The following is an 18,774-nucleotide window of genomic DNA, read 5'->3' as shown; positions in this document are numbered from 1 at the left end:
TTGCGCCCCTCTGCCAGGATGACCGGCCGTGGGCATGATCAAGCGATTTCTCGGCAGGTCGGAGGACCGCCCCGTCTGGCTCAGGATCGTCCGGGGCCTCGCGGGTACGGCGGTGCTGCTGTTCGTCGTGCTGCCGTTGCTGGTCGCCCTGCTCGCTGTGGTGCTGGTCCTCAGGGGCGACATGACATGGAACCTCGTCGAGATCCCGTGGCCCATCGCCGTGTACCTGCTGCCCCTGGTGACGGAGCCCGTCCGGGCATTCCTCACCGATCACACCGCCGGCCTGCCGGTGAGCGGTGACCACCTGTGGCAGGCCTGGCGGATCGCCGCGGTCGCGATCCTGATCGTGGGTTTCACCGGCGCGCTATGGGCCCGGGCGGCCCGGGTTGTGCTGGTGCTGGGCACGGCCGCCATGATGTGTACCGACACCTCGGGCACGTTCGGCCAGGTGACGATCGGCTTCGCCGTGGCGTGGCTGTCGATCGAAGCATTCCTGCTGTACAGGCGGAGCGACCGGCTGCGCCGCGCGGTGCGCAAGCGGACGCGCCCCCAGCCGCCGACATTCGCCGACGACCACCTCGAACTCACGGTCCTGCCGGACCACCCGCCCGGCCGCTAGGGCGTGTGTCCCGGATCTCGGGCAGGGACGACATCCGGCCCGGGTGATCGTCAGCCAGACTGGGCGGCGTGACACCGACAGTGGCGCCGATAACCCCCGTCCATCACGCGTTCGATCGGGTGGTCGCTTTGTTCGACGACTATCGAAAGCACTACGGCCAACGGCCGTCGCCTGACGTCACCCGTGCCTGGCTGCACGACCAGCTCGCACACCACCGACTCTCGGTCGCCGCCGCTGTCCGGGCCGACCAGGTCTGCGGCTTCATCACGACCGCGATCATGCCCGCGTCCCTGGTACTGGGCACCGCGTGGATGATCCGCGACCTCTACGTTGTTCCTGAGTATCGCCGTAGCGGTATCGCGAACGCTCTGCTTCAGCAGGTCATCAGCGACGCCCGTGCCGCCGGTGCGCAGCGCCTGTCGCTACAGACCGAGACCGACAACGTTCCGGCTCTCACGCTCTACACCGCAGTCGGCTTTCAGCCCGTCACTGGCCTGGAACGCCTCAACCTCAACCTCGCGCCCGATGGGGCTGCCGCGGATGGAAACCCACCGTGACCCGAGCGGGCTATGCCGCCCCGCGGCCGTTCGGCGACAGACCGCGTGCCGTGCCGGTCAGCGCGCTGTGGCAGGTCAGGCCGTGACCGTTCCGCGAATCGCCCAGGCGCGGGCGGTGAGGTGGATCGTGCCGTCGGGGGCTGTGGGCAGGCGGCCACGCAGCACGTCGCGGATGGCGTCGCGGCGTTCGGGTGGCAGCGACATCAGGTATGCCGGTGCCGCGCCCTGCCCGCCCAGGAACGGCTCCCAGTAGTCGGCGAAGTCGGCGAAGACCGTCGGGATCTCGATCGGCCGGACGACCGTCCCGGCCAGGCCGGCGTCGCGCCACAGGTCGGTCAGCGGCTGCGGGTGGCACAGCGGGAAGCGGGCGCCCTCGTCGAGGCCGTGGCCCGGGTCCTCCTCGGTGGCCGCGTCCCAGAAGCGGCGCATCAGCTGCATGCCCTCGGCGTAGTCCCAGACGTACGCGGCGACCGTGCCGCCCGGGGTGGTGACCCGTACGAACTCCGCGGCCGCCCGGGCCGGATCGGGGACGAAATTGAGGGCGAGCCCGCTGACCACGGCGTCGCACGCGGCGTCGCGCAGCGGCAGTGCGCGGGCGTCCCCGGCGATCCTCGGGCCGGAGCCGGCGCGCAGGAAGCCGTGCGAGGGGTCGGCGCCGATCACCTGCCCGGCTCCGGCGTCGTGCGCGGCGGCACTCAGCGCGCCGGTGCCGCAGCCCGCGTCGAGCCAGCGGCCGCCTGGCGGCAGGGCCAGCCACGCCATGAACTCGCGGGCGACCCGGCGGCTCCAGCGGCCCACGTACGCCTCGTAGGCGTCCCCGAGGTCCCAGACATCGCGCACCATGCCGCTCAGGATAGGCACTGGATCGATAAGGGTAGCCTTACCGGCATGCCGAACAGACCAGCCAGGCCCGCGCGGACCGGTGTCGTGACCCGGGTCGAGCGGCTCACCCCGCACATGGTGCGCATCGTGGTGGGCGGCGAAGGCCTGCGGGAGATGCAGGCCGGAGAGTTCACCGACCACTACGTCAAGGTGCTCTTCCCGCAGCCGGGCGTCGCCTATCCGGAGCCGTTCGATCTGGAGAAGATCCGCGAGACGCTGCCGCGGGAGGCGTGGCCGGTCGTGCGGACGTACACGGTGCGGCGCTGGGATCCGGAGATCCCCGAGCTCTGGCTCGATTTCGTGGTGCACGGCGACGAGGGCATCGCCGGGCCGTGGGCGGCCTCGGCGCGGCCGGGTGACGTGGTGCGGTTCTCGGGCCCCGGTGGTGGTTACGCCCCCGACCCGGCCGCCGGCTGGCACCTGCTCGCCGGGGACGAGAGTGCCCTGCCCGCCATCGCCGCGGCGCTCGAGCGGATGCCGGTGGGCGCGCGCGTGCACGCCTTCATCGAGGTGGCCGACGCGGCCGAGGAGCAGAAGCTGGACGCCGAGGTCACCTGGCTGCATCGCGGCGGGCGGCCGGTCGGCGAGGTCCTGGTCGCGGCCGTCCGGGACCTGCAGTGGCCCGCGGGCGACGTGCAGGCGTTCGTCCACGGCGAGGCTGCCTTCGTCAAGGAGCTGCGCCGCCTGCTGCGGGTGGAGAAGCAGATCCCGATGGCCCGGCTGTCGATCTCCGGCTACTGGCGCCGGGGCCTGAACGAGGACGGCTGGCAGACGAGCAAGCGGGAGTGGAACCAGCAGGTAGAGGCGGAGCAGGGGCGGTAGACCGGCCGCGCGGCCGGTCCACCGCCCGGGCGCCTACATGTGGAAGCGTTCGTACTGACCGTTGTTCAGCACGGTGACGATCCCTTCGTCGGAACGGGCCAGCATCGTGGCGTAGAACTGGATCGCCCGGTTGATCGTGTCGGTCTTGTTGAGGTCGACGAGCTCGCTGGCGCGTTCCAGCGCCGCCATCGAGCGCGCGTTGAGCTTCACCGTGACCTTGGTCGAGGGCGGCGTCGCGGGGGGTGTATGCGGGGGCATGGTCATCGCTCCGGTGTCTTCTTCTGTTCCATATGTGGCCACGGTTCCGTCCCCCTCTGACGTGCCGCTCTTTCAGCAAACATGACGCAGCGCCGCGTCATGATCCCCTGTTCGGCTGGTTTGTGGCCAGCCTGAGGACATCTCACGAGATGGTTCAGGGCTGGCTCTGGGCCGACGCAACCGTAGCAGCGGAAAGTTGCACGCGCGGAATTGCCGAATGGCTACGATCACGGCCATATATCACGCTTCTCGCGCCATGCTACGAATGGTAATGATGTGATCGGTGGTGCAGAACTTCCGAATGAGGCGAATCGGTGCCTCGATCTCGACGATGAACCTTCGCCCGCCGCGGATCTGCCCTGCGGCCCGCTGATTCTGGCATCGTCGCTGTACTTCCATGCCGATGGTCACACCGAGGTCGATCTGAGCGCGTGCGAGGGCGAGCCGACGCAGAAGGGGCTTCTGCCATGACGACGATGGATCTCGCCGAGGACGAGGGTGAACCGTCCTGCGACTCGAACCCCCCGCCGAAACCGCCGCCCCCCGCGCATGTCCGGGAAGTTGCCGGCATGCTGTTGTGGATCTTCGCTGTCTGCGTGGTTCTCATCATCGGCCTGGCCACCTGTGTCGCATTCTGGCGACCGGAATCGCTCGAGGACGTGACCGGATTCTTCGGGACGGTCATCGCGACGCTGGGCACGCTGCTCGGCGGCGTGGTCGCGTTCTACTTCGCCCGCCGCTGAGCCGAGCGCCATCGACCGTGCCGGATCCTTCCCCGTTGGCCCGGAGATGTCCGCAGCGTTTCTTGCGCGATTCGATGTAATGGCATGACGGCCCTTGCAAGGTCTTGCATGGACGATCGGCCGGAGGTTAGCGTGCGTCGTCCCCGCCGATAGGAAGGCCTCGATGTGGAGATCTCGCGGGTGAGCAGGCTCCTGCTCGCCGTCTGTCTCGTTCTCGGCGTGTGGGTTCCCGCGCCCGCCCAGGCCGCACCGCCCGCGGCCGACTGGGGTTTCGACCGGCCCGGCAGCGCCACCGCCAACGAGCAGTTCTACTTCGTCCTGCCGGACCGCTTCGCCAACGGCGACACCCGCAACGACCGCGGCGGCCTCTCCGGCGACCGCCTCGCCACCGGCTACGACCCTACCGACAAGGGCTTCTACCACGGCGGCGACCTGCAGGGCGTGATCAACCGCCTCGACTACATCCAGGGTCTCGGCACGACGGCGATCTGGCTGGCGCCCGTCTTCAAGAATCGGCCCGTGCAGGGCAGCGGCACCGACGTCTCGGCCGGCTACCACGGGTACTGGATCACCGATTTCACCCAGGTCGACCCGCATTTCGGCAGCAACGCCGACCTCCAGCGCCTGGTGCGGCTCGCGCACCGGCGGGGCATGAAGATCTACCTCGACATCATCGTCAACCACACCGCGGACGTCATCAAGTACGCGGAGAACACGTACGCGTACGTCGACAAGGCCACGAAGCCGTACAAGGACGCGCAGGGGCGCACCTTCGAGGACCGCAACTACGCCGACGGGACCCGCGCCTTCCCGGCCGTGAACGCGAAGTCGTACCCGTACACGCCGGTGATCGCGGCCAAGGACAAGAACGTCAAGGTGCCGGGCTGGCTCAACGACCCGGCGATGTACCACAACCGCGGCGACACCACCTTCGTGGGCGAGAACAGCGAGTACGGCGACTTCTTCGGCCTCGATGACCTGTGGACCGAGCGTCCCGAGGTGGTCCGCGGCATGACGAAGATCTACGCGGACTGGATTCGCGACACCGGCATCGACGGCTACCGTCTCGACACCGTCAAACACTCCGACCTGGACTTCTGGCCGCAGTTCTCGGCGGGCATCGAGAACGCCGCGAGGAACGCCGGCAAGCCCGGGTTCTTCATGTTCGGCGAGGTCTACAGCGCTGACCAGGAGGTCGAGTCGACGTACGTGCGCCGCGGCGGCCTCCCCGCCACCCTCGACTTCTCCTTCCAGGCCGCGGCCAAGACCTTCACCGCGGACGGTGGCTCCGCCGGGGCGCTGGCCGACCTGTACGCCAAGGACGACCTCTACACCACCGACGACACGACGGCGGACCGGCTGCCGACCTTCCTTGGCAACCACGACATGGGCCGCATCGGCTCGTTCATCGCGGCGGGCGAGGCCGACCCCGCGACCCAGCTGCGCCGCGACCAGCTCGCCCACGAGCTGATGTTCCTCACCCGCGGCCAGCCGGTGATCTACTCCGGCGACGAGCAGGGCTTCACCGGCCCCGGCGGCGACAAGGACGCCCGCCAGGACATGTTCGCCAGCCGGACCCCCGACTACCTCGACGACGACCTGATCGGCACCGACCGCACCCACGCGCAGGCCAACTATGAGACCGGGCACCCGATCTACCAGACCATCGCGACTCTGGGCGCCCTGCGCAAGGCCCACCCGGCCCTGCGGGACGGCCTTCAGGTCACCCGGTACGCCGCGGACGGGCCCGGCATCTTCGCCGCGTCCCGCATCGACCGCGCCAAGCGGCAGGAGTACGTGATCGCGGTCAACAACGCGACCACCGCGCAGACGGTCACCGTCGACACCTGGACGCCGAACTCGCCGTTCCAGGGCATCTACGGCGGTGCGGGTGCGAACGCCACCGGCGCCGACGGCAAGCTGTCCGTCACCGTCCCGGCCCTGTCGTCGGTCGTCTACCGCGCCGCCAGGACGATCCCGGCACCCGCGGCGGCGCCGGCCGTGCGGATCACCGCGCCCGAGGCCGGGGCGTTCGTGCCCACGCGCACGGAGCTGACGGCCGCGGTCACCGGCGACCCGCTGGCCACCGTCACCTTCCAGGCGAAGGTGGGCGAGGGCCGCTGGCGGACCCTGGGCACCGCCGACACCGCGCCGTACCGGATCTACCACGACCTGACCGGGCTGGCCGGCGCGACGCCGGTGACCTACCGGGCCGTCGTGCGCGACAGCCGCGGGCGGACCGCCGCCACGACCAGCGGCATCAAGGTGGGCACCCCGGTCGTCAGCGCCGGGCCCGGCTACGCGGTGGTGCACTACCAGCGTCCCGCCGGCGACTACGACGACTGGGGGCTGTACGCCTTCGGCGACATCGACGAGTCCGCGCAGACCACCTGGCCGCAGGGGCAGCCGTTCGCCGGCGTCGACGCGTACGGGCGCTTCGCCTGGGTGAAATTGAAGCCCGGCGCCAAGAACGTGGGCTTCATCGTGGTCGACAAGAACGGCACCAAGGACGTCGCCGCCGACCGCTTCCTCGATCCGACGGCGAATCCGGAGGTCTGGCTGAAGCAGGGCGATCCGGCGATCGGCACCGAACCGCCGCCGGTGAGCCAGGACCAGAACACGGCGATCATTCACTACCGCCGCGCCGACGGTGACTACAGCGGCTGGGGACTGCACGTGTGGGACGGCGCCGCGAACCCGACCGACTGGTCCTCGCCCCTGGCGCCCGCCGCGACCGACGCGTTCGGCGTGACCTTCAAGGTGCCGCTCACCGCCGGGGCCACCGGGCTGAACTACATCATCCACAACGGCGACACCAAGGATCTGCCCGACGACCAGCGGCTCGACTTCGCGTCCGCCGGGCGCGAGGTGTGGCTGCTGGCCGGCGTACCGGATCGGCTGCTGCCCGTGGTGCGCAAGGCCGGCGGTGGCGGAACCGTGGACCTGACCAAGTCCGCCGCGGTGTGGCTGGACCGCTCGACCATCGCCTGGAAGACCGGCACCGGCAGCACCCTCGAACCGGTCGGCGCGGGCACCGACGGCCGCATCTACGACCTGATCTGGGCGCCCGGCGGGGGACTCGACCCGGCGGCGCCGGAGCACAGCATCCGGCTGACCGCGCAGCGCAACGGCCTCACCGAGGCGCAGCGGCACAAGTTCCCGCACCTGTGGCAGTACGGCGCCTTCACGCTGCCCCGCCGCACCGACGTCCGCGAGATCCTCAAGGGACAGGTCGCGGTCACCGAACGCGATGCGCACGGCAAGCTGCTCAACGCGACCGGAGTGCAGACCGCGGGCGTGCTCGACGACGTCTACGCCGCGGCGACGAGCGCGCGGCTCGGCCCGGTGTTCGAAGGTGGGCGTACCCGGCTGGCGGTGTGGGCGCCGACCGCGCAGTCGGTGCAGCTCGAGCTCTTCGACAGCCCGTCGGCGTCCGCCCGGGTGGTGCCGATGGCGCGGGACTCGCGCACCGGCGTCTGGTCGGCGGCCGGGCCGCAGGACTGGAAGGGCAAGTACTACCGCTACCGGGTGACCGCCTGGCAGCCCGCCGCCCGCAAGGTCGTCACGGCGAGCGTCACCGACCCGTACTCGGTCGCCCTGTCGGCGAACTCGACGCACAGCCTGATCGCCGACCTGAGCGACCCGGCGCTGGCCCCGGCGGGCTGGAACCGGCTGCGCAAGCCCGCACCCGGCAAGCTGCAGATCTCGGAGCTGTCCGTCCGCGACTTCTCCGAGCAGGGCCGGTACGCCGCCTTCACCGAGCCGCACTCGGCCGGGATGAAGCACCTCAAGCAGCTGGCGCAGGCGGGCACGACCCACGTGCACCTGCTGCCGGTGTTCGACTTCGCCACGGTCCCGGAGCAGCGCGCCGACCAGAAGCAGCCCGCCTGCGACCTGGCCGCCCTGCCGCCGGACTCCGCCGAGCAGCAGAAGTGCATCGCGGCGGTGGCGGACGCCGACGGCTACAACTGGGGCTACGACCCCCTGCACTACACGACGCCGGAGGGGAGCTACGCCACGAACCCGGAGGGTGCCGCTCGCACCAAGGAGTTCCGGCAGATGGTCGCCGCGCTCAACGGCACCGGCCTGCGCGTGGTCATGGACGTGGTCTACAACCACACCTCCGCCGCCGGCACCGACCCGCACTCCGTGCTCGACCAGATCGTGCCCGGCTACTACCAGCGGCTGCTCGAGGACGGCACGGTCGCCAACTCCAGCTGCTGCGCCAACACCGCGCCGGAGAACGCGATGATGGGCAAGCTCGTCGTCGACTCCGTCGTCACGTGGGCGCGGGCGTACAAGATCGACGGGTTCCGGTTCGATCTGATGGGCCACCACCCGAAGGCGAACATCCTGGCCGTCCGGGCCGCCCTGGACAAGCTCACCGTCGCCCGCGACGGCGTCGACGGCAAGAACATCTACGTGTACGGCGAGGGCTGGGACTTCGGCGAGGTGGCCGGCAACGCGCGCTTCGTGCAGGCGACCCAGGCGAACATGGCCGGTACGGGCATCGGCACCTTCAACGACCGGCTGCGCGACGCCGTCCGAGGCGGCGGCCCGTTCGACGACGACCCCCGCGTCCAGGGCTTCGGCTCGGGGCTGTTCACCGACCCCAACGGCGACCCGGTGAACGGTACGGCCGCCGAGCAGAAGGCACGGCTGCTGCACTACCAGGACCTCATCAAGGTGGGGCTCAGCGGTAACCTCGCGACGTACTCGTTCACCGCCTCCGACGGCACGGTGAAGACCGGCGCCCAGATCGACTACAACGGCTCGCCGGCGGGGTACACCGCCCGGCCGGTGGAGGCGATCACCTACGTGGACGCGCACGACAACGAGATCCTGTACGACGCCCTCGCGTACAAGCTGCCGCAGGGCACCTCGGCCACCGACCGCGCCCGCATGCAGTCGCTGGCGCTGGCCACCACGGCGCTCGGCCAGGGCGTCGGCTTCGTGACGGCCGGCAGCGAGCGGCTGCGCTCCAAGTCGCTGGACCGCAACTCCTTCAACTCCGGCGACTGGTTCAACCGCATCGAATGGGACTGCACCAAGGGCAACGGCTTCGGCCGCGGCCTTCCCCCGGCCGCCGACAACGAGGCCAAGTGGCCGTACGCGAAGCCGCTGCTGGCCGACCCGGCGCTGAAGCCGGACTGCGCGGCGATCGGCCTGGCCGACGCCACCTACCGGGAGCTGCTGACGATCCGCCGCTCGTCGCCGGTCTTCGGCCTGCCGGACGCCGCCGCGGTGCAGAAGCGGCTGTCGTTCCCGGTCGCCGGCGCGGCCGAGACCCCCGGCGTCATCACCATGACGCTGGACGGCCGCGGCCTGGACAAGCGGTGGAAGTCGGTGACGGTGGTCTTCAACGCGACTCCGGCGGCCGCCACCCAGACGGTCACCGCACTGCGCGGAGCGAAGGTCGCGTTGCACCCGGTGCAGCGGACGGCGGCGGACCCGGCGCTGCGCACGGCGTCCTTCGCCGCAGCGACCGGCACATTCACCGTCCCGGCCAGATCCGTCGCGGTGTTCGTGCAGAGTTGAGCGGTGCCGACCGCGAGCCGAGCGCCGCGTGCCCTCCGGGGTGCGCGGCGCTCGCCGTCAGCCGGCCACCTTCGTCAGCAGCTCAAGGGAGCGCTGCCGGGCCGCTGCGTCGTAGATCGTGGTCGACATCATGATCTCATCGGCGCCGGTGACGGCGGCGATGGCCGCCAGCTGCGCGGCCGCGGTCGCCGGTGAACCCTGCGCCTGCTGGGCGCGGTAGGCCCGCAGCCGTTCCTGCACGTCGTCCGGGAGGGTCACTTGCACCGCCTCGGCGGGCGGGAGCAGCGGCTGGTCCGCCCGCCCGGCGAACAGCCCGGCCTTGACGAGGTCCAGGGGGCGGGCCAGCACGGCCGCCTCTGCATCGGTGTCCGCGCAGATGGTCTCCACCGCGATCATCACGTACGGGCGCTCGGCCCAGCGCGACGGCCGGAACGCCTCGCGGTAGCGCTCCACCGCCTCGGCGGTGTTCTGCGGCCGGATGTGGTGCGCGAACGCGACGGGAAGGCCCAGCTCCCCGGCGAGCGAGGCACCCGCCGTGCTGGACGACAGCAGCCACGGCTGGACCTCGGAACGGTAGCCGGGCAGCAACGGTGGCCCGTTCTCCCCGGACAAGTAGCCGAGCAGCTCGACGATGCCCGCGCGATAACTGTCGTCGGTGGTGGGGGCCGCACCGCGTTGCAGCGCGGCGACGACCCCGGCGTCGAAGGTGCCGGGGCCGCGGCCGATCCCCAGATCGATCCGGCCGGGATGCAGCGCGTCCAGCGTCGCGAACTGCTCGGCGACCGCGCGCGGGGCGTGGTTCGGCAGGAGGACCCCACCGGAACCGACCCGGATCCGCGATGTCGTCGCCGCCGCATGCGCCATGAGCACCGGAGGCGCCACGCTGCTGATCAGAGGGGCGCCGTGGTGCTCGGCGAACCAGGCGCGGCGCAGCCCGAGCTCGTCGGCCCGCCGGACCGTGGCGGCCGTGACGGCCAGCGTCTCCGGGGCGGTGCGGCCGTGCTGCGCCGGAGCGACCTCCAGGATGGACAGTGGCGGCAGCGTCATGCCCGGAACTCTAACCCGGGCACCGGCACCGTAGTCCGGACAATGTGATCGATTCCACCCTCGGGTGCGGTGACGTCTCCCGCGGCGCGGCCGACCGTTAGAAAGGGATCATGGATCGATCGATGCGTGCCGCAGGGGTGGCGGCCCTCGCCGTGGCAGGGCTGGTGGGCGTCGCCGCTCCGCCGGCGTCGGCGGCCCCGGCCGCCCCGCGCGAGTGCGGGCAGCTCCGGATCACCGACTCCCTCCCGGTGCCGGCCCAGGGCCAGGAGGTCCGGCGCAGGGTCGTGGTGGACGGACAATGCCGCCTCACGTACGAGAGCGTCCAGGTCTCCAGGGTCTCCGGGGTCGCGGGCGGCGGGACCTATCGCACCTCGTCCGACATGTACGACTGCTGCAACATCCTCATGACCTCACTCACCACCCGGACGGACGAGCACTCGTCCACGTACGACACGCACGTCAACCGGGAGCCGTGGGACGCCGGGTGGACGGTGGAAAAGGTGAGCCGGTCCGCAGGGGAGAGCACCCGTGCCGAGTTCAGCTATCGCGGCATCTTCGACCCGACGGGCCGCTGGTACCACAACACCCACGACACGTCCGTCACGATCGCGGCGGACGGCACGGCGACCTGCCGGCAGAGCGTGACGCTGCGCCACACCTTCATCGGCTGGCACTGGGAGCACAGCTGCTCCTTCTGACTCACGCCGCCAGGCTGAAGCGCTCCGCATGCACCTGGCGGCGGGGCACCTTCAGGGCTCGCAGCGCCCGGATCACCGCCGTCGTCATCGCGGGCGGGCCGCAGACGAAAACGTCGCGGTCGGTGACGTCCGGGACCGTCGCCGCGAGGTGGTGCGGCTCGAACGGGGTGAACGGCGGGTCGCCGGCACCGGTACGCCCGGTCAGCAGCTCGATCCGCGCACCCCGGGCCCGGGCCAGCGCCTCCAGCTCGGCCAGGAGCACCGCGTCCTCGCGGCGGTGCACCCGATAGAGCACGACGACGTCACCGGACAGCTCTTCGAGGAGTGCCCGGATCGGCGTGACGCCCACGCCGCCCGCGATCAGCAGGGTCTTGTCCCGCGTACGGCGCAGCGACGTGAACGCGCCGTACGGCCCCTCGGCGAAGACCCGCGACCCGACCGGGATGTGCCGCAGGGCCGCGCTCGCCCCGCCGACTGCCTTCGCGGTCAGCCGCAGCGAGCGCCCGTCCGGGGCAGCCGACAGCGAGAACGGGTTCGCCTGCCACCAGCGGGCGTACCCGGGGAAGCGCCAGATGAAGAACTGCCCGGCGCGGGCCGGCAGCTTGTCGAGGTCCCGGCCGCGCACGTGGACGGAGACGACGTCGTCGGACTCCGGCACCACCGCGGCGACCCGGAACTGGTGCCGGGCGTTGCGCCACAGCGGCACCGCGACCCGGCCCACGAGCAGGGCGCCGACCGCGAACACCCACAACGCCCACCAGTACGCCCTGGCGACCGGCGACGCGGTGAACGCCGAGAACTCGAACAGCTGATGGATCAGCACCAGGGCGACGGCCGCATACAGGAACACGTGGACGGCGTGCCAGGTCTCGTACTGCAGGCGGCGGCGGGCGTACCGGATCGACACCCCGGCGGCGACCACGACGACGACCAGCGCGATCATGCCGGCCAGCGGGCCGGGCATGCCGGCGAAGCGGCGGAACTGCTGCCATGCCGTCGACTGGGGGCCGGCCGCGTATCCGGCGATCACGAACACCGCATGCAGCACCACGACCCAGAAGAGGGTGAAGCCGGTCCATCGGTGCCACGAGGTGAGCCGGTCCATGCCGATCCGCCGGTCCAGCCACGGCAGCCGGGCCACGAGCGTCAGCTGGAGGATCATCAGCAGCGCCGCGTGCAGCCCGAGGAACAGGCCGACGCCGTGGACCGCGTTCTTCGGCTCGGGCGCCACCGTGAAGAACAGCGCCCACACGACGGCGACGTTGAGGAGCACCACACCCCAGAACAGCTGAACGGTCCGCATGCCGAACATCATGCGCCCGCCGGGCCACCTGTGACGGCTCACACGATCGTTGAGCCGGGAAAACGGGCAAGGTACGCGGGGATCAGAGCGTTGATACCGTACGCGAAGGACGAACCGACCACCGGAGGCGGCGGAAGATGGCTGGAAGCACTGCTCGCAGGCACCGCGTGGTGATCGTCGGTGCCGGCTTCGGCGGCCTCTTCGCCGCCAAGGCGCTGCGCCGCGCGGACGTCGACATCACGCTCATCAACGGCACCGCCTATCACCTGTTCCAGCCGCTGCTCTACCAGGTCGCGACCGGCATCCTGTCCGAGGGCGAGATCGCCCCGCCGATCCGCGAGATCCTCAAGCGCCAGGACAACGTCGACGTCAAGCTCGGGTGGGTCACCGACGTCGACGTCCAGGCGAAGAAGGTCTTCGTCGAGGCGCCCGGCATCGACTACACCGTCGACTACGACACGCTCATCGTCGGCGCCGGCGCGTCCCAGTCGTACTTCGGCAACGACCAGTTCGCCGACTACGCGCCCGGCATGAAGAGCATCGACGACGCGCTCGAGCTGCGCGCCCGCATCTTCGGCGCCTTCGAGCTGGCCGACCTGCACGAGGACCCGGCGGAGCGGGACCGGTGGATGACCTTCGTGGTCGTCGGCGCGGGCCCGACCGGCGTCGAGATGGCCGGGCAGATCGCCGAGCTCGCCCACCGCAACCTGCCGGGCCAGTACAAACACATCGATCCGCGCAAGGCCCGGATCATCCTCATCGACGCCGTGGACGCCGTGCTCAAGACGTTCGGGGACCGGCTCTCCACCCGGGCTCTGCGCCAGCTGCACCTGCTCGGCGTCGAGGTGGAGCTGGAGACCAAGGTGGTCGGCGTGGACGCGACCGGCATCGAGGTCGACACCCCGCGCGGGCACGAGCGCATCGGGTCGATGACGAAGATGTGGGCGGCCGGCGTCGCCGCGCCGCCGCTGGCCCGCAAGCTCGCGGAGGCCACCGGTGTGCCGACCGACCGTGCCGGCCGGATCCAGGTGCAGCCCGACTGCACGCTGCAAGGGCACCCGGAGATCTTCGCGGTCGGCGACATGATGGCGCTGGACGGCCTGCCGGGCGTCGCGCAGGTCGCGATCCAGAGCGGACGGCACGCCGCCGACCAGATCAAGCGCCGCCTGGCCGGCAAGGAGACCGGGCAGAAGTTCACGTACTTCGACAAGGGCAGCATGGCGACCATCTCGCGCTTCCACGCGGTCGCCAGTGTCGGCAACGTGCACGTGTCGGGCTTCCTCGGCTGGCTGATGTGGCTCGCCGTGCACCTGCTCTACCTGGTCGGCTTCAAGAACCGGCTGACGGCCGTGCTGCACTGGTTCGTCAGCTTCCTGGGCCGGGGCCGGTCCGAGCGGGTGGCGACCTTCCAGCAGGCGTACGCCCGGGCCGCGGTCCGCGAGTACGGCGACCCGTTCGAGCGCCGGAGGGTTCCCGCCGGCTCAGACGGCGGGAAGTAGCCGGCCCGCCCCGGTCGCCCGGATGTCGATGCTCAGCTAGGGATCGTCGGGCCACGCTCTGTCACCACCCTGAGCGCTTCATATGGGTGAGCTGTGACCGTCCCGTCACGATCAGACGACCGCACCGGCCGAAAGGCGGAGGTCGCGAAAGATCGGATTCAGCCGTGCGCCAGATCCGCGCAAGGGCCCGTTCACGCCAGGATTCCCTCGATTCGCCGACGGGGGAGGAAACGTGTCACGACGAGGATGGCGCGAGATCGGGCTGCTGCTGGGGCTCTTCGGGGCGTACAGCGCGGCGCGGATGCTCGCCGATCCGCACCTCGGGGCGGCGCGGGACCGCGCCGCGGCCCTGCTGGGCGCCGAGCGGTTCCTGGGTCTCGACCTGGAGGCGGGCCTCAACCACGCGGTGGCGGCCGCGCCCTGGGCCGCGGCCGCCATGTCCTTCTGGTACGCCGCGTTGCACTACCTGGTGACGCCAATGGTGCTGCTGTGGCTCTACCGGCGCCACCCGGACCGCTACCCGGCGGCGCGCAACGGGCTGGTGCTCGCCTCCGCGATCGGCCTGGTCGGCTACGTGCTGATACCGACCGCACCGCCGCGGCTGATGCCCCACGGGTACGTCGACACCCTGGCGAGCACGGCGGACCTGGGCTGGTGGTCGGGCCACGCCTCGGCGCCGGCCGGGCTGGGCCACCTCACCAACGAGCTCGCGGCGATGCCGTCCTTGCACGTCGGCTGGGCCTTCTGGGTCGCCTGGGTGCTGCGGGGCCCGCTGCTGCGTCTCGCCGGCGCCCTCTACGCCGCGATCACCGCGGTCGTGGTGGTCGGCACCGCCAACCACTGGGTGCTGGACGCGGTCGCCGGCGTCGCCGTGGTCACCGTCGGGATGCTGGCCACCTCACGCCGCCAGCGCCGCGTACCGGCCGCCCTCGGAGAGCAGGTCGTCGTGGGTGCCGGACTCGAGGATCCGGCCGTGGTCGACCACCGCGATCCGGTCGGCGCCGCGTACGGTCGACAGCCGGTGCGCGATGGTGATCGTGGTACGCCCCCGCGCCAGCTCGTCGAAGGCGCGCTGCACGGCACGCTCGGTCTCCGTGTCCAGGGCGCTGGTCGCTTCGTCGAGCACCAGGATGCGCGGGTCCCGCAGCAGCGTCCGGGCGATGGCGATGCGCTGCTTCTCGCCGCCGGAGAACCGGTGTCCCCGTGAGCCGACGACGGTGTCGTAGCCGTCCGGCAGGGCGCTGATCAGGTCGTGCACCTGCGCGGCGCGGGCGGCCTGCTCGATCTGCTCGTCGGTGGCGCCGGGGCGGGCGTACCGCAGGTTCTCGCGCACGGTGGTGTGCAGCAGGTAGGTCTCCTGGCTGACCACGCCGACGATCCGGGCAAGGTCGGCGAGGCGCAGGTCGCGCAGGTCGATGCCGTCGACGGTGATGCGCCCGGCGTCCGGGTCGTGCAGCCGGGCGACGAGCCCGGCCAGGGTGCTCTTGCCGGAGCCGGTCTCGCCGACCAGCGCCAGGGAGGTTCCGGCCGGGACGTCGAGGCTCACCCCGGCGACCGCGGCGGTCTCGCTGCCCTCGTACGCGTAGGTGACGTCCTCGAAGCGCAGATGCCCGCGGATCCGGTCCGGGTCGACGTCCACGGGGTCCTCCGGGTCGTCCACCTCGACAGGCAGGTCGAGGTACTCGAAGATGCGCGCGAACAGGGCCAGCGAGCTGGTCAGCGAGACGCCGACGCCGAGCAGGCCCATCAGCGGGCGGAAGAGCCCCGTCTGCAGCGCGGTGAACGCGACCAGGGTGCCGATGCTGAGCGTGCCCGCGGCGAACGGCAGGCCGGCGCTGAGGTAGATGACCGCGGGGATCGCGGCGAACAGGATGCTCATCGACGCCATCCGCCACCGGCCGGCGAGCTCGGAGCGCAGTTCGAGGTCGATCAGCCGCGCGGAGGAGGCGGTGAAGCGCTCGACGAGGGCGGGGCCCGTACCCATGGTCTTGCTGAGCTGCACGCCGCTGATGGACAGTCCCTCCTCGACGGTGACGTTGAGGTCGGCGAGCTCCCGCTGGCGTTGCGCGGTGATCTCCCGGCGCATGCGCGCGACCCGGCGGGTCAGGTAGATCGCGGGCGGCAGCACGACGAGCGAGACCAGGGACAGCTGCCAGGAGAGGGCGGCCATGGCCGCCGCGGTCGCGACCGCGGTGGTGAGGTTCGAGGCGACCGAGGTGGCGGCCGAGGTGACGACGGACTGCATGCCGCCGATGTCGTTGGTGATGCGCGACTGCACCTCGCCGGTGCGCGTACGGGTGAAGAACGCGACGGACTGCCGGTGCAGGTGGCGGAACACGTCGGTACGCAGCCGGTGCATGACCTGCTGGCCGACGGTGGTGGAGATCCAGGTCTGGACCACGCCGAGCGCGGAGGTCAGCGCGGCGACGGCGACCATCCCGGCGACCAGCCACACCAGCAGCGTGACGTTCTGGTGGGGGAGCGCGACGTCGATGACCTCGCGCAGCAGGAACGGGGAGGCCATCGAGATCACGGACGAGGCCACGATGATGGCGACGACGAGGGCGAGCTGCCCCCGGTGGGCGGTGAACAGCCGGCCGATCCGGCGCAGCGAGACCTCTCTCGCCTGGGCCTTCTCGGCGGCACTGACGGTTCTGGGGCGTCGGGGGGAATCCAAGTGCGTACCTTCTTCTTCCGGAGTTTTACTGAGGTTACCTCAACATGAGGGAACAACCGCAACCGCTGGTACGGTATTCCCGTGGAGGACAGCACCCTCTCGGAGCTCTTCTGGGCCGTCGCCCGGCGCCTGCGTCACCTCAACCGCGAGACCCTCGAGCCGCTCAACATCTCGCCTTCCCACGGCCGAGCGCTCGCGGTGCTGCTGCGCCACGGTTCGCTGAGGCCGGGCGCGCTGGCGGAGCACCTGCGCATCGCGGCCCGCTCGGCGACCGAGGTGGTCGACGACCTGGAGCACCGGGGCCTCGTGCGGCGCGAACCGGACCCGGCCGACCGCCGGGCGACCCTGGTGGCGTTGACCGACGCGGGCCGGGCCAGCGGCGACCGCATCAAGGCCGCGAGGAAGGCGGAGACCGAACGGTTCTTCGGTGCGCTGAGCGCGGCCGACCGCGCCGAACTGACCCGCATCCTGCGCAAACTGCGCGACTGACCCGCCCGCGGCGGCCGCGGGCCGGTGAGCGACTGGTCACATCCGGGCGTACGGGACGTGACGCACGGATGGCCGGGGGTCCAAGATTCTCCCTCAGTGCCGCCCGTCGTCGTGCCGTCGAGGGGAGAGCCGGCGCGAGAACGGGGGGCCACCGTGTTGGTGGCAGAACACACCGGCGCGGGTCGCCGGGCCGCGGTGCGCGCCGCGATGCGCGAACTGCTTCTGGTGGCGGGGCTGTTCCTGGCGTACGAGGCCGGCCGCATGCTGGCGACCGGGCACGTGACCGAGGCGATGAGCAACGCCGTGCGGATCTGGGACCTCGAGCGGGCGCTGCGCCTGCCGGCCGAGTCGTCGGTGCAGGGCGCGATCATCGACCACGGGTTCCTGGTCCGGCTGGCCAACTGCTACTACGCGTACGTCCATTTTCCGGCCACCGCCCTGGCGCTGGTCTGGCTGTACGTCCGCCGCCCCGCCGTCTACCGGTGGATGCGCCGTACGCTGGCCTGCCTCACCGCCGTCGCCCTCGCCGTGCATCTGGTCGTGCCGCTCGCCCCGCCCCGGATGTCGGCGATCGCCGGCCTGCTCGACACCGGCCGCGTCTACGGGCCGTCGGTCTACGGGGCGCCGGCCACCGACACGGTCAGCAACCAGTACGCGGCCATGCCGTCCCTGCACGTCGGCTGGGCCCTCGCGGTGGCGATCGCCCTCATCGCCGCCACCACCCCGCGGCGGCGCTGGCTCTGGCTGGCTCATCCGCTGATCACCCTGCTGGTCGTCGTGGCGACCGGCAACCACTACTGGCTCGACGCGATCGTCGCGGTGACGCTGCTGGCGGTGGTGCTGATGGTCCTGCCTCGCCCGCAGCTCGCCGTGGCGCCCGCCACCGAGAAGGCGCCGCCGGTGGTCGAGATCCCGCGTCCCCGCAGCGGCGCCCGCGCCTCCTGGGTGCTGGAACAGCCGCGGTCCGGCGTCGACCTGCTGTCCTCGACGAGCCGCCCGGACGAGGAAACAGCAGTCGATCTCCGTGTTACGTGAGCCACTTTCCTGACCGATCGGCCAGTATCTGACCGATCGGTCAGGCATGCTGGGGTCATGGCACGCGTCAGTACCCGCGACGAGATCCTCCGCGTCGCCGCCGAGCAGTTCGCCCACTTCGGCTACAAGGGCACCTCCCTGCAGGACATCGCCGCGGGGGTCGGCTGCTCCAAGGCCACGCTGCTGTACCACTTCGCCAGCAAGGACGCGATCCTGGCCACGCTCACCGCGCCGGCCGCGCAGGAGCTCGCCGACCTGGTGGCGAGCCTCGCGCCACTCGACGACGAGGCCGCCCGGGCCGCCGCCATCGACGGGTTCGTGGACCTGGTCCTGCGGCACCGGCGGGAGGCCAAGCTCATCTACGGCGGCATCCCGGAATTCCTCCAGGAACCGGCCTTCGCGGACCTGCTGCCGCTCACCGACGCCCTCTGCGCCGCGTTCGCCGGGCGCTCCACCGATTCCGCCGCGTGCATCGCGGCCGAGGTGGTGCTCTCCGGCGTCGTCTCCGTCGTCATCGACGAGGAGCGCGACCCCGCCGAGCTCCGGCCGGCCCTCGTGGGTGTCGCCCGTCGTGCCCTGATCATCCGCTCGACCACTGAGGACTGAC

16 protein-coding genes and 1 pseudogene are annotated in these 18,774 nt (G+C 71.3%); 12 read left to right on the top strand and 5 right to left on the bottom strand.

Annotation, left to right across the window (positions count from 1 at the left end; translation table 11 throughout):
- The first annotated feature begins 34 nt into the window (after positions 1–34).
- Both AB0368_RS07775 and AB0368_RS07770 read left to right on the top strand, forming a co-directional pair.
- Positions 35–619, top strand: coding sequence for a hypothetical protein (locus AB0368_RS07775; protein ID WP_366153014.1), 585 nt, complete (start codon positions 35–37; stop codon positions 617–619).
- Positions 620–687: 68 nt separating this feature from the next.
- On the top strand, positions 688–1,176 hold the full coding sequence (locus AB0368_RS07770) for a GNAT family N-acetyltransferase (RefSeq protein WP_366153013.1): 489 nt from the start codon (positions 688–690) through the stop codon (positions 1,174–1,176).
- 75 nt (positions 1,177–1,251) lie between these two features.
- Here the strand turns inward: AB0368_RS07770 and AB0368_RS07765 are convergent, their stop codons facing one another.
- Positions 1,252–2,019, bottom strand: coding sequence for a class I SAM-dependent methyltransferase (locus tag AB0368_RS07765; RefSeq protein ID WP_366153012.1), 768 nt, complete (start codon positions 2,017–2,019; stop codon positions 1,252–1,254).
- A 45-nt stretch (positions 2,020–2,064) separates the two neighbouring features.
- Here AB0368_RS07765 and AB0368_RS07760 point away from each other — a divergent pair, with 45 nt between their 5' ends.
- Positions 2,065–2,880: a siderophore-interacting protein gene (locus AB0368_RS07760; RefSeq protein ID WP_366153011.1), complete on the top strand. Its 816-nt coding sequence runs from the start codon at positions 2,065–2,067 to the stop codon at positions 2,878–2,880.
- A 33-nt stretch (positions 2,881–2,913) separates the two neighbouring features.
- Here the strand turns inward: AB0368_RS07760 and AB0368_RS07755 are convergent, their stop codons facing one another.
- On the bottom strand, positions 2,914–3,144 hold the full coding sequence (locus AB0368_RS07755; RefSeq protein WP_366153010.1) for a hypothetical protein: 231 nt from the start codon (positions 3,142–3,144) through the stop codon (positions 2,914–2,916).
- A 270-nt stretch (positions 3,145–3,414) separates the two neighbouring features.
- On the opposite strand from AB0368_RS07755, the gene AB0368_RS07750 reads away from it, so the two are divergent.
- From AB0368_RS07750 to pulA, 3 genes are all read left to right on the top strand, one after another.
- A complete protein-coding gene (locus AB0368_RS07750; RefSeq protein WP_366153009.1) occupies positions 3,415–3,609 on the top strand; it encodes a hypothetical protein in 195 nt (64 codons plus the stop codon).
- Positions 3,606–3,881, top strand: coding sequence for a hypothetical protein (locus AB0368_RS07745; protein WP_366153008.1), 276 nt, complete (start codon positions 3,606–3,608; stop codon positions 3,879–3,881). Before AB0368_RS07750 ends, AB0368_RS07745 begins: the two co-directional genes overlap by 4 nt.
- 180 nt (positions 3,882–4,061) lie before the next feature.
- Entirely contained in the window at positions 4,062–9,419 is a 5,358-nt protein-coding gene (gene pulA / locus AB0368_RS07740) for a pullulanase-type alpha-1,6-glucosidase (RefSeq protein WP_366153007.1), read from the top strand.
- A gap of 57 nt (positions 9,420–9,476) precedes the next feature.
- On the opposite strand, the gene AB0368_RS07735 is transcribed toward pulA, so the two are convergent.
- The gene (locus AB0368_RS07735) at positions 9,477–10,466 is read right to left on the bottom strand and encodes an LLM class flavin-dependent oxidoreductase (RefSeq protein ID WP_366153006.1); all 990 of its coding nucleotides are present in this window, start codon (positions 10,464–10,466) and stop codon (positions 9,477–9,479) included.
- Between the two features lie 122 nt (positions 10,467–10,588).
- Between AB0368_RS07735 and AB0368_RS07730 the strand changes: the two genes are divergently transcribed.
- Positions 10,589–11,164, top strand: coding sequence for a hypothetical protein (locus AB0368_RS07730; RefSeq protein ID WP_366153005.1), 576 nt, complete (start codon positions 10,589–10,591; stop codon positions 11,162–11,164).
- A 1-nt stretch (position 11,165) separates the two neighbouring features.
- Here AB0368_RS07730 and AB0368_RS07725 read toward each other — a convergent pair whose 3' ends face one another.
- Positions 11,166–12,467: a ferredoxin reductase family protein gene (locus AB0368_RS07725; RefSeq protein ID WP_366153004.1), complete on the bottom strand. Its 1,302-nt coding sequence runs from the start codon at positions 12,465–12,467 to the stop codon at positions 11,166–11,168.
- A 137-nt stretch (positions 12,468–12,604) separates the two neighbouring features.
- Between AB0368_RS07725 and AB0368_RS07720 the strand changes: the two genes are divergently transcribed.
- Both AB0368_RS07720 and AB0368_RS07715 read left to right on the top strand, forming a co-directional pair.
- Positions 12,605–13,966, top strand: coding sequence for an NAD(P)/FAD-dependent oxidoreductase (locus AB0368_RS07720; protein WP_366153003.1), 1,362 nt, complete (start codon positions 12,605–12,607; stop codon positions 13,964–13,966).
- Positions 13,967–14,267: 301 nt separating this feature from the next.
- Positions 14,268–14,846 (top strand): annotated as a pseudogene (locus tag AB0368_RS07715) (phosphatase PAP2 family protein); the annotation flags it as partial.
- Between the two features lie 18 nt (positions 14,847–14,864).
- On the opposite strand, the gene AB0368_RS07710 reads toward AB0368_RS07715, so the two are convergent.
- Positions 14,865–16,643, bottom strand: coding sequence for an ABC transporter ATP-binding protein (locus AB0368_RS07710; protein WP_366153002.1), 1,779 nt, complete (start codon positions 16,641–16,643; stop codon positions 14,865–14,867).
- Between the two features lie 81 nt (positions 16,644–16,724).
- Between AB0368_RS07710 and AB0368_RS07705 the strand changes: the two genes are divergently transcribed.
- The 3 genes from AB0368_RS07705 (at position 16,725) to AB0368_RS07695 (ending at position 18,773) form a co-directional block, all read left to right on the top strand.
- On the top strand, positions 16,725–17,132 hold the full coding sequence (locus AB0368_RS07705) for a MarR family transcriptional regulator (RefSeq protein WP_366153001.1): 408 nt from the start codon (positions 16,725–16,727) through the stop codon (positions 17,130–17,132).
- 153 nt (positions 17,133–17,285) lie between these two features.
- A complete protein-coding gene (locus AB0368_RS07700; RefSeq protein ID WP_366153000.1) occupies positions 17,286–18,167 on the top strand; it encodes a phosphatase PAP2 family protein in 882 nt (293 codons plus the stop codon).
- 57 nt (positions 18,168–18,224) lie between these two features.
- Entirely contained in the window at positions 18,225–18,773 is a 549-nt protein-coding gene (locus AB0368_RS07695) for a helix-turn-helix domain-containing protein (RefSeq protein WP_366152999.1), read from the top strand.
- The last annotated feature ends 1 nt before the right edge of the window (position 18,774 follow it).

Origin of the sequence: Actinoplanes sp. NPDC051475 (genome assembly GCF_040689425.1) — a bacterium.
GTDB lineage: Bacteria > Actinomycetota > Actinomycetes > Mycobacteriales > Micromonosporaceae > Actinoplanes.
This window is presented reverse-complemented; position numbering and strand designations above follow the sequence as displayed.

Bases quoted from the DNA above. Each gene is read 5' to 3' on its own strand.
- AB0368_RS07775 (WP_366153014.1), top strand. From the start codon at position 35: ATGATCAAGCGATTTCTCGGCAGGTCGGAGGACCGCCCCGTCTGGCTC.
- AB0368_RS07765 (WP_366153012.1), bottom strand. From the start codon at position 2,019: ATGGTGCGCGATGTCTGGGACCTCGGGGACGCCTACGAGGCGTACGTG.
- AB0368_RS07760 (WP_366153011.1), top strand. From the start codon at position 2,065: ATGCCGAACAGACCAGCCAGGCCCGCGCGGACCGGTGTCGTGACCCGG.
- AB0368_RS07755 (WP_366153010.1), bottom strand. From the start codon at position 3,144: ATGACCATGCCCCCGCATACACCCCCCGCGACGCCGCCCTCGACCAAG.
- AB0368_RS07745 (WP_366153008.1), top strand. From the start codon at position 3,606: ATGACGACGATGGATCTCGCCGAGGACGAGGGTGAACCGTCCTGCGAC.
- AB0368_RS07735 (WP_366153006.1), bottom strand. From the start codon at position 10,466: ATGACGCTGCCGCCACTGTCCATCCTGGAGGTCGCTCCGGCGCAGCAC.
- AB0368_RS07730 (WP_366153005.1), top strand. From the start codon at position 10,589: ATGCGTGCCGCAGGGGTGGCGGCCCTCGCCGTGGCAGGGCTGGTGGGC.
- AB0368_RS07725 (WP_366153004.1), bottom strand. From the start codon at position 12,467: ATGCGGACCGTTCAGCTGTTCTGGGGTGTGGTGCTCCTCAACGTCGCC.
- AB0368_RS07720 (WP_366153003.1), top strand. From the start codon at position 12,605: ATGGCTGGAAGCACTGCTCGCAGGCACCGCGTGGTGATCGTCGGTGCC.
- AB0368_RS07695 (WP_366152999.1), top strand. From the start codon at position 18,225: ATGGCACGCGTCAGTACCCGCGACGAGATCCTCCGCGTCGCCGCCGAG.